Raw genomic sequence first — 12,947 nt, forward strand, 5'->3', positions numbered from 1 at the left:
CCCCGCCGCTCAGAAGGGCGGCGGGTCGTCCGCGGGGTCGTCGGCGGGTGGGGGCAGTTCGGGCACGGCGGTCTCGAGTGGGTGGAGGAGGTCGTCGGGTCGGAGCCGGTGGTGAGTGCCCGGGGGTGCGCTCGTCCTGGTGACGCCGCTGGGTGTGGTGACCGACAGTCGTCCGTCGGGGGTCATGGAGTAGCGCCAGCCGGGTGCGTGGGTCTTGAGGCGGTGGTGTCTGCGGCAGAGGTTGCAGAGGTTGTCGCAGGACGTGGGTCCGCCGTCGTGGAAGGCGATGACGTGGTCGGCGTCGGTGAACCGGGCCGGTCTCTGGCAGCCGGGGTGGCGGCAGGTGCGGTCGCGGGCGTCGATGAACCGGTTCTGCTCGGCGGTGGGCCGGTAGGCGTCGGTTGGCGGTGGTGCGTCGAGCACGGGGCAGTCGCAGGGCAGGGCTGTCCCCTGGTGTTCCAGGCACCCCCTGCGGGCGAGGTGACGGAGCTGGTGGAGGGTCACCACTGCTCGCAGCGCCCCGGTCCCGGGGTCGGTGAGGGCCACGTCGACGGTCCCGCCCGGTGGGACGTCCAGTCCGGTGGCGGTGCAGAACCCGAGTTGGGTGAGCAGCTCGCGCAGGTGGGCGGCGGTGATGGGCTGGTTGCCGACCCGTCCGTCCTGGAGTCCTGACTCCTCCGGCGGGTCGGGCAGCGTCGCGAACAAGGTCAGGTGGGCGGTCACCGGCTCCCGCGTGGCGTCCCACGGCCGCAGGATCAGGTCCGAAGCGACCAAGGCCCGGAGCTCGCCGATGGGCCGGGCGTCGCCTTCGGCCTTGCGCATCCGGGCGTAGGTGTCGCAGGTGTCCCACGACGCGGCCGCGACCTCGGTGGGCATCCGCACGACGAAGTCGGCGAACCCGTCGGCGGGGTTGCGGACGGTCACGTCGGTGAGCCTCCTCGCGGCCTTGCGCCGCCGGTCGGAGGCCTCCGCGTCGTACTGCAGCAACAGCGCGGCGGCCCGCTCTCTCAGTCGGTAGGGCCCCTCGCCGGAGATCGCCCAGTCCAGGGCCTCGTGTTCCACGGCCGCGACGACGTCGGGGTCCACAGCGGGGGCCTGCCACCCGAGAGCGGTGACCAGCGCCTGGGCCCGGGCCAGGTCGATGCGCCCGTCAGCCAGGGCGTGCCAGGTGTCCACCAGCTGCTCCCTCAGCACCAGGGACAGGTTGGCCAGCGTGTCCGCGCGGACACGAGAGATCCCCAGGACGGTGGCGAGCTCGTCGGTGAAGAACTCGGTGACCCCGTTGAACGTCCGCCCGGACCCCCACCCCTCGACCTTCGCGGCCGGGTCGTCGGGGTTCAGGTCCCACAGGTCCGGGCGCACGTCGGCGAACCGCTTCACCACGTCGGCCCGGAACGCGGCCAGCTGGGAGTCCGCGTCGGCCAGCGCCTGTAGAGCCTGAGCGCACGCGGCGTCGTCCCAGTGGGACACGTCCACGATCTCCGACAGACGGGTCCGTCGACGGGTCACCCCGGCGGGCAGCTCCTCGTCAGGCCACGGGTCGGGCACGGCCAGCGACGCCGACACCCCGACCTCCCACCGCAGCCCCGTCTCCATGCCACGAAGCTAGAGGAGGGGTCTGACAGAAACGGGGCCAGAACAGGCCCCCCAGCAGGACTTTCTCTGTCACCCTGCGACTGCGCCGGGTCACGGCGCGGCCATCGACGGAGGGACACCCGTGAGCGACGTCGACGACTACATCGCCGGCTTCCCGGCACCCACCCGGGCCGCCTTGGAGGAGTTCCGGGCAGCCGTGCACCGAGCCGCCCCGGGGGTGACCGAGACCATCAGCTACCGCATGCCCACCTTCGTGCTCGACGGCCGACCGCTGGTGCACCTGGCCGCGTGGAAGGAGCACATCGCGCTCTACCCGCTGCCCGACGGCGACCCCGAGCTGGATGCCCACCGCACGAAGGCCGCCACCGGCCGCTTCCCGCTGTCCCAGCCGGTGCCCGTCGCGGTGGTCGAGCGCGCGGTGCGCCTGCTCCTCGACCGACGGGCGGGGTGACCCCGCGTCAGAGGCTCTCGCCGACCGGCGCCGCGTACGGCGCGATCGCCGCGAGCTCGTCGGCGGACAGGTCGGGGCCGGCGAGGGCCTGCAGGTTGGCCTCGAGCTGGGCGACCGAGCTGGCGCCGATGATCGCCGTCGTCACCCGGTCGTCGCGCAGCACCCAGCGCAGCGCGAGCTGGGCCAGGGTCTGGCCGCGGCCGGCCGCGATCTCGTTCAGCGCGCGGGCCCGGGTGACCAGGTCGTCGGTGACGTCCTCGGCCGACAGGTAGGCGCTGCGGGTGGCCCGGGAACCGGCCGGGACGCCGTCCAGGTACCGGTCGGTGAGCCGGCCCTGGGCCAGCGGGGAGAACACGGCCACCCCGGCGCCGGCGGTCGCGGCTGCCTCGAGCACGCCGCCCTCGGGGCTGCGGTCGAAGACCGAGTAGCGGGGCTGGTGCAGGGTCAGCGGGGTGCCCAGGTCGGCGAGCAGCTCGGCGGCGCGGGCGGTGTCGGCGGGGGAGTAGTTCGAGATGCCGACGTACAGCGCCTTGCCGGCCCGGACGATCGCGTCGAGGGCGCCCATCGTCTCCTCGAGCGGGGTGTCGACGTCCCGCCGGTGGGAGTAGAACACGTCGACGTAGTCCAGCCCGGTGCGCCGGAGCGACTGGTCGAGGCTGGCCACCAGGTACTTGCGCGACCCGCCGTCGCCGTACGGGCCGGGCCACATGTCGTAGCCGGCCTTGGTGGAGATCAGCAGCTCGTCGCGGAAGGGCCGCAGGTCGCTGGCCAGCACCGCGCCGAACGTCGTCTCGGCCGAGCCGTAGGGCGGGCCGTAGTTGTTGGCCAGGTCGATGTGGGTGACCCCGAGGTCGAAGGCCCGGCGCAGGATCGCCCGCGGGGTGGCCAGCGGCCGGTCGGCGCCGAAGTTCTGCCAGAGGCCCAGCGACACCGGCGGCAGCAGCAGCCCGCTGCGCCCGGCCCGGCGGTAGGCGGTGCTGGCGTAGCGGTCGGCAGCGGGGGCCCAGCCGGAGTCGGTCCGGTCGTCGGTGATCACGTCCGGATCATCGCAGGGCCCCCGCGGTCGGTCAGCGGCGCTCGACCAGGGCCCGGGCGACCTGGGCGGCGATCGCGGCGTTGTTCTCGGCGAGCGCCAGGTTGGCCGGGATCGACTCCCCGTCGGTCTCCTCCTCGATCCGCGCGAGCACGAACGGGGTGACCTTCGGCCCGGTCACGCCGGCCTGCTCGCTGGCCTGCAGGGCGCGGACCATCTTGGCCTCGATGTCGGCGGCCGGGATCTCGGCGGCCTCGGGGATCGGCACGCTCAGCAGCACCCCGGTCTCCTCGCGCAGCCGCGCGCGCAGCACCCCGGCCACCTCGGCGGCGGTCTCCACCCGGTGCGGGACGGGCAGCCCGCTGGAGCGGGAGTAGAACGCCGGGAAGTCGTCGTGCTGCCAGCCGAGCACGGGCACGCCCGCGCCCTCGAGGAACTCCAGCGTGCGGGGCAGGTCCAGGAAGGCCTTGGCGCCGGCGCAGACGGTGACGACGGGGTGGTTGGCCAGCGCGTCGAGGTCGGCGGAGACGTCGCCGGTCAGCTCGACCCCGCGGTGCACGCCGCCGATCCCGCCGGTGGCGAAGACCTCGATGCCGGCGGCGTGCGCGAGCGCGACCGAGGCGGACACGGTGGTCATGCCCTCGGCCCAGCCCTGCGCGATCGCCACCGGCACGTCGCGCTCGGCGACCTTGTTGCTGCCCTCGAGCACCCGGTCGACCTGCGCGGCGTCCAGCCCGACGCGGGGCTTCCCGTCGAGCACCGCGGTCACCGCGGCGACGGCGCCCGCGGCCCGGACGGCGGCGACGCAGCGCTCGTAGGCCTCCCGGTTGCCCGGGGCGGGCAGCCCGAGGTTCGAGAAGATCGTCGACTCCATCGCGACGACGGGCGTGCCGGAGGCGAGGGCGTCGGCCACCTCGTCGCCGATCACGAGTCCGATGCGCTGGGCCAGGGGGGTCATGGGGTCTCCTCGTTCGGGGTGGGGACGGTGCGGGTGAGGCTGGCGCCGGGGTGGGAGAGCACGGCGGCGGCGAGGTCGTGCCCCGCGGTCACCGCCTGCTCCGGGGAGGCGTTGCGCAGGGTGGCGGCGAGGAAGCCGGCGGCGAAGGCGTCGCCGGCCCCGGTGGTGTCCCGGACGTCGGCCACCGGCGCGACGGCGACCCGGGTGCGGACGCCGTCCGGCGAGGTGATGGTCACCGGGTCCGCGCCGGCCTTGACCACCACGGAGGTGCCGGGCAGGGACTCCTCGACGAGGGAGAGCGCGGCGGCCTCGTCGGCGTTGGCGAACAGGACGTCGGGGGCCAGGGCGCGCAGCGTCGCCAGGACGGCGTCGGCCCCCACCCGCAGGATCAGGTCGACCGAGGACGCGTCGACCGAGACCAGCGCACCCGCGGCGCGGCCGGCCGCGAACAGGTCGAGCGTCGCGGCGGCGCAGGTCGGTGTCGCCCAGGAGTAGGCCGGGGCGTGCACCACCCCGGCGTCGGCGACCCAGCCGGGCGGCACGTCGGCGAGCAGGGCGGCGGCACCGCGGTCGGGGAACATCGTGCGCTCGCCGTCGGGGGCCACGAGGATGACGTTGCTGCCGGTCCGGCCCTCGCGCTGCACCCGGACCTCGACGCCGGCGTCGGTCATCTGCCGCTCGAGGTGGCGGCCCAGCTCGTCGTCCCCCAGCCGGCCGATGAAGCGCGAGGCGGCGCCCGTGGAGGCGGCCAGCGCGGACACGTTGGCGGCGCTGCCGCCGCGCACCCGGGTGATGGTCGCCGGGTTGTCCGTCCCGTGGGCCAGCGGCCCGGACGGCCAGACGATGACGTCCTGGATGAGGTCGCCGATGCACACGAGCACCTGTCCGGGCACCGTCACTCCCTCGTCCTGCGCTGGGTTAGGCGCTTAACCTAGCAGCGTGGAGGGCGCTCCGGTGCTCTCCCGGACGACGAGTCCCACCGGCAGGACGACCTGCCCGCGCGCGGGCCCGCCGTCGATGAGCTCGCCCAGCAGCTCCGCCGCCCGCCGTCCCAGCTCGTGGGCCGGCAGCCGCACCGTGGTCAGCGCCGGGCCGGCCACCGCGGCGAAGGCGATGTCGTCGAAGGAGCCCAGCGAGACGTCCCCGGGGACGGCCACCCCCAGCTGGGTCAGCCCGGACAGCACGCCCAGGGTCTGGATGTCGGTGGCGCCGACGACGGCGGTCACGCCGTCGCGTCGCCAGTGGTCCCAGCGGGCCAGGGTCAGCTCGCGGGCGGCCTGCAGGTCGATGCCGCACCGCTCGGTCTGCACCTCGGCGCCGGCGCGGGTCAGCTCCTCGGTCAGCGCCGTCCGGCGGCGGGTGAAGGTCGCCCAGGGACGGGCGGCGTCGAGGTAGCGCACCCGCCGGTGCCCGAGGTCGAGCAGGTGCCGGGCCAGGGCGCGGGCGCCGGCCTCGACGTCGAAGCACACCCCGGGCCCGGGGGCGTCGGGGTCGTCCAGGTGCACCACCGGGGTGCCGGTCGCGACCGTGGCGCCCCCGGGCCAGTTCAGCAGCACCCCGTCGACGGTGGAGGCAGTGGCGTCGGTGAACGCCGGCGCCTGGTCCCCGGTGGACAGCGCCAGCACCAGGCTCGCCCGCCCGGCCAGCGCCGCGGCGACCCCGGCGGCGACCTCGGCGGTGAACGGGTTCGTCATGTCGTGGGCCAGCAGCGCGATGCTGTGTCCCCGGCCGGTGGCCAGTGCGCGCGCGGTCTCGTTCGCCACGTAGCCCAGCTCGGCGACGGCGGCCCGCACGCGCTCCTGGGTGGCCTCCGAGACCCGGCCCCGCGCCTTGCCGTTGACCACGAACGACACCGTGGCGACCGAGACCCCGGCCCGGGCGGCGACGTCGCTCGCCCGTGCCCGTCCCACCACGGCACCAGTAGAGCAGCGCGTGTCGGTTCGATGTGCAAACCTCCGGCCGTGGTCGTCCTGTCCGAGCTCCCCGGCCGCCCCTGCTCGATCGCCGCCGCGCTGGAGGTGGTCGGGGACCGGTGGGCGTTGCTGGCCGTCCGTGAGGTCCACCTCGGTGCGCACCGCTTCTCCGACGTGCTGGCCGGCACCGGCGCGCCCCGCGACCGGTTGGCGGCGCGGTTGAAGGACCTGGTGGCCGCCGGCGTGCTGGAACGCCGTCCCTACCAGGACGCCCCGCCCCGCTCGGACTACCACCTGACCGAGGCCGGGCGGGAGCTCGTCCCCGTGCTCGCTGCGCTGAGGACGTGGGGACGGCGCTGGGCCGTCGAGGACGAGGACGCCTCGACCGGCTGACCCGTCGTCCCCGACCCCCCGGTGGGGCGGGACGCGGCTACGGTGGACCGACCGGTCTCGACCGGTCGCGCGTCCAACAGCGGGCGTCCGCTGGGGTGTCGTCGGTCCCGCCGCCGCGCCCCACTGTGCAGGCACGTGCCTGCCGAGGGGCCCCGCATGAGCTCCACCGCGCACGACCCCACCCCGCACGACCCCACCCCGCACGACGACACCGCGCCGGAGGGTCCCGAGCTCCTCCTGGTGACCGACCACACCACGACCGCGCTGCTGGAGCAGCTCTCCAGGACGGCCCGCCGGCGCGTCCCCGGCGTGGCCGAGGCGTCGGTCACGCTGCTGCAGGACGGCCGGGTCTCCTCGGTCGGCTGGACCGGCCTGCTGGCCTACGAGCTGGACGAGGCGCAGTACGTGGCGGGCCACGGGCCCTGCGTGGACGCTGCCCGCTCGGGCGTGGCCCGGTGGGTCCAGGACAGCAGCGTGGACCGGAGGTGGCCGGTCTACCTCGACGCCGCGGTGGCCCGGGGCGCGCTGAGCTCGTTCTCGGTGCCGATCCCGATCACGACCGACGACGGCTTCCGGGCGGGGCTGAACCTGTACAGCACCGTCGCCGACGGGTTCTCCGTCCAGGCCCGGGAGACCGCCGTCGAGGTCGTGGTGGCCGCGGCCCCGGCGGTGGCCAACCGGCACGTCTACGACCTCGTGGTCACCCAGGTGGAGCACCTGCACCGGGCCATGGAGACGCGCTCGGTGATCGACATGGCCAAGGGCGTGCTGGCGTTCGGTCTGGGGCTGTCCGCCGACGAGGCGTTCGCGGTGCTGGCCCGCCGGTCCCAGAACACCAACGTCAAGGTGCTGGAGCTGGCGGCGCAGTTGCTGGCCGCCGTCGCGGCCGGGGAGGGGGCGGCAGCGGTGGCGGTGTACCGCTGACCGGGATCAGCCGGTGGGGAGCTCGCCGGCGAGCACCAGCTCCGCTGCCCGCTCCAGGTCCAGGTCGTGGGTGAAGGCGTGCGCCCGGAGCAGGGCGAGGGCGTCCGACGTGGTGCAGGCCCGCTGGCCGGCCAGGTAGCCGACGGCGATCCAGACCTTCTCCCGCGCCTCGGCGGAGGGTCCGGTGAGCCAGCTCGGGGTGCCCGCCAGACGGTCGTCGGCGGTGGCCAGGTCGTCGGCCAGGGCCGCGCCGACCAGGTCGGCCACGGTCTGGACGTCGTCCGCGGGGAGGGTCGCGACCGCGTCGGGTGACCGGACGTACAGGTCGATCCCGGCGACGCCGCCCAGCGGTCCCCCCACCGGGACGGCGACGACGCCGCGGAACGGGGTCCCGGTGACCAGCTGTCCGGCGTAGACCGGCCAGGAACCCTGCAGCTCGGGCAGCGCGGCCCGGACCAGGCGGTGCTGTCGCTGCGCGGTCAGGCAGGGTCCCTCGCCCAGGGCGAACTGCAGCCGTTCGGCGGTGGCCGCCACCGGGTCGCTGGCGCCCACGGGCAGCCGGCGGTCGGAGGTGAAGGTGTAGCTGAGCCCGGCGCCGTCGACCTGGGGCAGCGCCGCGACGCAGGCGCGGGCCAACCGGTCGGGCAGGAGGGCGGGCTCGGCGGAGGAGGTCTCGAGGTGGCCGAGCGCGGCGGCGAAGACGTCGGCGGTCGTCACCGCCCGCGCTCCGGGCAGGGCAGGACGGCAGGCGGGACGGGGAACGACACGGGGGGTCCTCGAGGCAGTACCGGAACACGGACCCCCGTTGTTCGAGGCCGCCCGTCAGTGTGCCCCTGTCGGCGTCCCCCGTCGCGCCGGGGGCGGGGTCAGCCGGGGCCGTAGACCAGGTGGGCCACACCGTTGCTGAGCCGGTCGGCCGCCACCAGGGTCAGCGGCGTCTGCGGCGCCCCCTCCGGGAACAGCCGGGTGCCGGTGCCCACCGCCACCGGGTAGACGAACAGGTGCAGCTCGTCGACCAGCCGGTCGGCCAGCAGGGCGCGGACCAGGGTGGTGCTGCCGCTGACGTAGAGGTCGCCGCGGGTGGTCAGCTCCCGGATGCGGTCGGGGTCGTAGCCGCCCAGCACCTCGGTGTTCGACCACGTGGGGTCGGTCAGGGTGGTGGAGACGACGTGCTTGGGGCTGTCGTTGAAGAACGGGGCACCCGGGTCGTCCTCGACGGTGCGGGTCGACCAGGCCGGCGCGAACATCTCGTACGTCCGGCGGCCCAGCAGGATGCCCGCCGCGTCGGCGGTGAGCGCACCCACGGCCGCGGAGAGGTCCTCGGGGAACCCGTACGGGAACGTCCAGGTGGGGGTGTCGACGACCCCGTCGACGGTGGTGAACTCGTGGACCTTGATGGCGCCCATGGCTGCTCCTGGGGGAGTGGTCGATCCGGGCGTGGAGGAGGACTCCGCCGACGGTCGGGACTCATCGTCTCCCGCGCGGGGCGGCACGGGGGTGCGGGGCGTGGTGGGTCGGTCGGTGTGCACGACGGCTGCTCGGGTGGGGGTGTGCCGTCAGCGCCGCCCCGGACGCCGTCGCCGTCCTGCTGCTGGGCCTGCTGCGGGGGCTCGCCGCCTACTGAGCGGTCGACGGGCCGGGGCCGGGCCGAGGGTGCAGGGTCGGCACCGTGCACCGCCGGGTGCCGACGACCCCCGAGGAGAACCCGTGCCCACGTACACCTGCTGGTCGGAGTCCGGGCTGGTCGGCCCCGAGCAGAAGCAGGCCGTCGCGACCGCGCTCACCGAGATCCACCACGAGGTCGCGGTCGCGCCCCGCTACTTCGTGCAGGTGCTCTTCACCGAGCTGGTGCCCGGGTCGGTGTTCCTGGCCGGGCAGCCGGCGACCCGGGGCCACGTCTGGATCCGGGCCGACATCCGCGCCGGGCGGACGGTCGAGCAGAAGCGTGCCCTGCTGGAGCGGATCACCGTGGAGGTCGGCGCGATCCTGGGTCTGCCCCCGGAGGAGGTCTGGGTCTACGTCTGCGACATCCCGGGGTCCAGCATCGCCGAGCACGGCCGGGTGCTGCCCGAGCCCGGGGGCGAGGACGCCTGGTTCGACGCGCTCCCGCCCGACCTGCAGGAGCGGCTGGCCGCGCTGCGCTGAGCGGGCGCGGTCACCCGGTCTCGGTGCCGTGCGGGTGCAGCCGCGGGGCCCAGGTGCCGGCCAGGGCGTCCTCCACCGACCGGCGCCAGACCGCGGTCTCCTCGGTGGGCACCGAGGTGGTCTCCGCGGCGACCCGGCAGACCCGCTCGACGCCCTCCCGGACGGCGTCGTCCACGGTGCCCTCCGGGGCCCGCCAGGCCAGCTCGCGCAACAGCCCGGCCAACCGGCGGAGCACCGCGGGGGAGCCGCCGGCGTACTCCAGCGGCTCCTCCAGGGCCACGTGCAGCAGGGCCGGCAGGTCCCACTGGGGGACGACGACGCGCAGCACGCCGTCCTCGTCGTGCGCCTCCACCGGCTCCAGACGGCGGTGCACCAGGTCCCCCAGCAGGGCCGAGACGTGCGACAGGGCGTGCACCGCGGTGGTGGGGTCGTTGATGCCGCTGCTCAGGGCGCGGGCGGCGATGTCGACGACCTTGCGCAGGCTGTAGGCGACGTCGGAGCGGGTGGCCCGCTCGAAGTCCAGCTCGACGGCGGTGCCCAGCGCCCGCCGGAGCGGGTCGAGGTCGGTGCCGGGCGGGGCCCAGGCGTGCGCCAGGGGCGTGCCGGCGACGACGGAGTCCCCGATCCGCAGGTCCAGCACCACCAGGGCGTCGCACCCCCGGGCAGCGGCCGCCAGGGCCTGCTCGTCGACCTCGACGAGGAACCCGCTTGACGTCGCGGCCAGCGGGGTGGCGGGCCCCTCGGGGAGCCGCACGGCAGACCGCGGCCCGGGGGGATCGGTGCCGAGCACGTCGTCGTAGGTGTCCACCGCCTCGTCGTGGACGTCGCGCAGCATCGTCTCCACCCGCAGCGACCGGGCCAGGTGGCCCAGGAAGAGCACCAGGGCGACGACGGCGCCCAGCGTCAGCAGGTAGGCCACGGTGATGGACAGCCGGGGCACGAAGGCGTAGTCGAACTCCGAGGCGTCCTGGGTGCGCACCGTGCGCAGCACGGTGAGGGCGTAGACGAAGGTGAGCACCAGCTGGGCCAGGGTCAGCTGGACGACCCGGTCGGTGACGAAGGTGGCCAGCAGGCGCGGGGAGTACTGGGAGCTGCCCAGCTGCAGGGCGACCACGGTCAGGGAGAACACCAGCCCGGTCACCGAGATCAGCGACCCGGCGATGGCGGCCAGCAGGTCGCGGGCGGCCGACGGGCCACCGCCGAAGACGAACGTCAGCGGGCTGGCGCCGCCGCCGTCCTCGAGCACCTCGTCGACCGCCGGGAGCCCGACGCCCAGCGCGATGGCCACGACCACGCCCAGCAGCGGGATCGGCCACAGGGAGCCGCGCATCCCCCGCCACAGCCGCTTCGCCGGGCCCGGACGCCGTCGTCTCACGAGGTGATCACCGCGCGCCCCTTCCCCGGCCGTCCTCCGTCAAACCCCGAGGGCGCGGAAGACGTGCTGCTCACAGGGGGGTTCGGGGGGCGGTGGCCGGGTAGCCGTGGGCGGTCCGTCCCCCCGTCGTCCCAGGAGTCACCGTGCGTCGTCGTCCCGTCCTCGTCAGCCTCGCCGCCGTCGGCGTCCTCGCCCTGAGCGCCTGCTCCGACGAGGCGCAGACCCGGCCCAGCGGTGAGGTGGTCGGCGGGAACGCCGGCGTCGACGAGCGGGTCGGGGACGACCTGACCGTCGCCGACGTGGAGCTGGAGTTCCCCGACGACGGCGAGGGCTACGCCGAGGGCGACGACGCCGACCTCTACCTGGCGATCACCAACAGCGGCCCGGCCGACGACACCCTGGTCGAGGTGCGTGCCGCCGAGGCCGACTCGGTCGGCGGTGACCTGCCGATCGACGTGCCGGCGGACGACAACGTCTACGTCGGTGCCGAGGGCGGGCCCGAGCTGGTCCTGGAGGACCTGCAGACGGCGCTGCGTTCCTCCCAGTCCACCGAGGTCACCTTCGTGTTCGAGAACGCCGGCGAGGTCACCGTCGAGGTGCCCGTCGCGGCCTCCCCGCGCACCGACTCCGACGAGGACTTCTCCGGCGTCGACGGGGAGACCGGCAGCGAGGGCTGAGCCGCACCGCTCAGCGGTACCACCGGTCGACCTGCTCGAAGGCCCGCATCGCGTGGTCGGCACGGAAGTGCTCGTGGTCGGCCTGCACCCGGTCCCGGGCCTCGAGGGCGAAGCGCAGGACGTCGTCGACGAACAGCTCGCGCGGGCCGACCGCGGCGATGACGTCGGGTTCGACGTCGTGGTCGACCAACCCGGCCTCGTCGGACAGTGCGTGGGCGTGGGCGAGTACCGCCCCGCAGATGCCGGCGTAGTCCGACCAGTCGGCCTTGGACAGCCCGGCGAGGTCGACGTCGTTCTTGTACGGCGAGCGCTCCCGGACCATGAAGCTGACCCCCTCGGCGTCGACGCTGCCGAAGAAGGCGTCCCCGCCGACCAGCTGTACGCGCTGGGCGTGCGCGACCCGGTCGGCCTCGCCGATCAGCTCGAACTCCGAGGGCGGCACCAGTCCGCGCAGCGCTGAGCGGCGGGCCTGCTTGAACTCCAGGACCACGTCGTCGGTGGCGTCGCCGGCCGGGCCCTCGATGAGCACGTAGTACCGCTGCAGGCCCAGCGAGGCCACGCCCTGCCCGTGCCGCAGGCAGACGTCCTTGACCCGCATGGCACCCGCCCGGGCCGGCGGCGTCAGCCGGTTGACCTCGACGTACCGCTGCACCAGGGCCTGGAACTCGGGCACCCGGTGGGTGACCGGCTCCAGCCTCGCCGAGGACGCGAAGCCCCGGCCGCTCTCGTCCAGGTACTTCTTCCGCAGCCACCGGGCCCGGGACCGCGCGGCGGACTCCTGGAGCACCGCGGCGACCAGGGGCGGGGCGTCGGCCAGGCCCATCTGGCCGGCGGTCTCGTCCAGCTCGCCGGCGTAGCGGTCCATCGCGTCGAGGTAGCCGGCCAGGAAGGCCCGCACGGTGCGCCGCTGCGTCTTCGGTCCGTACCCGCCATCGGCCACGCCGAGGAGGAAGCCGACCGCGCCGCGCTTGAGGTCCCAGGTGAACGGGGCGTAGAACGCCTCGTCGAAGTCGTTGACCCCGAACACCGGGACGTCGTCGGCGTTCGGCATCACCCCGAAGTTGTCCGGGTGCACGTCGCCCAGGGTGAGCACGGTCGGCATCCACGCGTCCTCGCCGGCCAGGTCGCGGTAGAAGAGCAGGCACGAGCCGCGGAAGAAGGCGAACAGCGAGTCGGCCATGACCTGGAACTTCGCTGCGGCGTCGGCGGCCCCGGTGACGATCCGGTTCTCGTGGTCCTCCCGGACGGTCTGCCGGACGTGGATGCGCCGGTCGTGCCCGGTGAGCATCCGAGGCAGCAGCACCATCTCCCCGCGCCCGCGCGCCCGGGCCAGCTCGGCGAAGGCCTCGATCCGGTCACCGACCGGCGTGGGGGAGCCGTCGTCGGCGGTGGCGGCGCCGGGGCCGCGGGGGCGGGTGGGGGTGCGGGTCACGGACCCCTCTTCCCCCGTCCGGACGGCGGTCATGCAGGAGCGGTGCGCGC

Annotated in this window: 14 protein-coding genes; 5 read left to right on the plus strand and 9 right to left on the minus strand. The window is 75.0% G+C overall.

Features of this window, described 5'->3' with window-relative positions:
• Positions 1-9: 9 nt before the first annotated feature.
• Entirely contained in the window at positions 10-1,596 is a 1,587-nt protein-coding gene (locus F1C76_11385) for a DUF222 domain-containing protein (protein ID QNG37113.1), read from the minus strand.
• A gap of 22 nt (positions 1,597-1,618) precedes the next feature.
• Here F1C76_11385 and F1C76_11390 point away from each other — a divergent pair, with 22 nt between their 5' ends.
• A complete protein-coding gene (locus F1C76_11390; GenBank protein QNG37114.1) occupies positions 1,619-2,047 on the plus strand; it encodes a DUF1801 domain-containing protein in 429 nt (142 codons plus the stop codon).
• Positions 2,048-2,054: 7 nt separating this feature from the next.
• Here F1C76_11390 and F1C76_11395 read toward each other — a convergent pair whose 3' ends face one another.
• From F1C76_11395 to F1C76_11410, 4 genes are read right to left on the minus strand one after another with little or no spacing between them, the layout of a single operon-like run.
• Complete coding sequence (locus F1C76_11395; protein ID QNG37115.1) at positions 2,055-3,083, minus strand: aldo/keto reductase; 1,029 nt, start codon at positions 3,081-3,083, stop codon at positions 2,055-2,057.
• A 31-nt stretch (positions 3,084-3,114) separates the two neighbouring features.
• Positions 3,115-4,038, minus strand: a complete 924-nt coding sequence (locus tag F1C76_11400; GenBank protein QNG37116.1) for a pseudouridine-5'-phosphate glycosidase — start codon at positions 4,036-4,038, stop codon at positions 3,115-3,117.
• Entirely contained in the window at positions 4,035-4,937 is a 903-nt protein-coding gene (locus F1C76_11405; GenBank protein QNG37117.1) for a sugar kinase, read from the minus strand. The genes F1C76_11400 and F1C76_11405 overlap by 4 nt, the downstream gene beginning before the upstream one ends.
• Before the next feature lie 27 nt (positions 4,938-4,964).
• Positions 4,965-6,101 (minus strand): LacI family transcriptional regulator, encoded by a 1,137-nt coding sequence (locus F1C76_11410; protein QNG37118.1) that lies wholly within the window; start codon positions 6,099-6,101, stop codon positions 4,965-4,967.
• Between F1C76_11410 and F1C76_11415 the strand changes: the two genes are divergently transcribed.
• Positions 5,982-6,344 carry a helix-turn-helix transcriptional regulator gene (locus tag F1C76_11415; protein ID QNG37119.1) on the plus strand — a complete coding sequence of 121 codons (363 nt, stop codon included), beginning with the start codon at positions 5,982-5,984 and terminating at the stop codon, positions 6,342-6,344. The two genes, F1C76_11410 and F1C76_11415, sit on opposite strands and share 120 nt — an antisense overlap.
• Before the next feature lie 156 nt (positions 6,345-6,500).
• A complete protein-coding gene (locus F1C76_11420; protein ID QNG37120.1) occupies positions 6,501-7,268 on the plus strand; it encodes a GAF and ANTAR domain-containing protein in 768 nt (255 codons plus the stop codon).
• 6 nt (positions 7,269-7,274) lie between these two features.
• Here F1C76_11420 and F1C76_11425 read toward each other — a convergent pair whose 3' ends face one another.
• Entirely contained in the window at positions 7,275-7,985 is a 711-nt protein-coding gene (locus F1C76_11425) for a GAF domain-containing protein (protein ID QNG37121.1), read from the minus strand.
• Positions 7,986-8,134: 149 nt separating this feature from the next.
• Positions 8,135-8,674, minus strand: coding sequence for a dihydrofolate reductase family protein (locus F1C76_11430; GenBank protein QNG37122.1), 540 nt, complete (start codon positions 8,672-8,674; stop codon positions 8,135-8,137).
• Positions 8,675-8,975: 301 nt separating this feature from the next.
• Between F1C76_11430 and F1C76_11435 the strand changes: the two genes are divergently transcribed.
• The gene (locus tag F1C76_11435; GenBank protein ID QNG37123.1) at positions 8,976-9,413 is read left to right on the plus strand and encodes a 4-oxalocrotonate tautomerase; all 438 of its coding nucleotides are present in this window, start codon (positions 8,976-8,978) and stop codon (positions 9,411-9,413) included.
• Positions 9,414-9,423: 10 nt separating this feature from the next.
• Here F1C76_11435 and F1C76_11440 read toward each other — a convergent pair whose 3' ends face one another.
• Entirely contained in the window at positions 9,424-10,743 is a 1,320-nt protein-coding gene (locus F1C76_11440; protein ID QNG37124.1) for a DUF2254 domain-containing protein, read from the minus strand.
• 188 nt (positions 10,744-10,931) lie between these two features.
• Here F1C76_11440 and F1C76_11445 point away from each other — a divergent pair, with 188 nt between their 5' ends.
• Positions 10,932-11,465: a copper chaperone PCu(A)C gene (locus F1C76_11445; protein ID QNG37125.1), complete on the plus strand. Its 534-nt coding sequence runs from the start codon at positions 10,932-10,934 to the stop codon at positions 11,463-11,465.
• Positions 11,466-11,475: 10 nt separating this feature from the next.
• On the opposite strand, the gene F1C76_11450 is transcribed toward F1C76_11445, so the two are convergent.
• Complete coding sequence (locus F1C76_11450) at positions 11,476-12,930, minus strand: DUF2252 domain-containing protein (GenBank protein ID QNG37126.1); 1,455 nt, start codon at positions 12,928-12,930, stop codon at positions 11,476-11,478.
• Positions 12,931-12,947 lie beyond the last annotated feature (17 nt).

Source organism: Geodermatophilaceae bacterium NBWT11 (assembly GCA_014218215.1).
In the GTDB taxonomy this organism is placed as follows: domain Bacteria; phylum Actinomycetota; class Actinomycetes; order Mycobacteriales; family Geodermatophilaceae; genus Klenkia.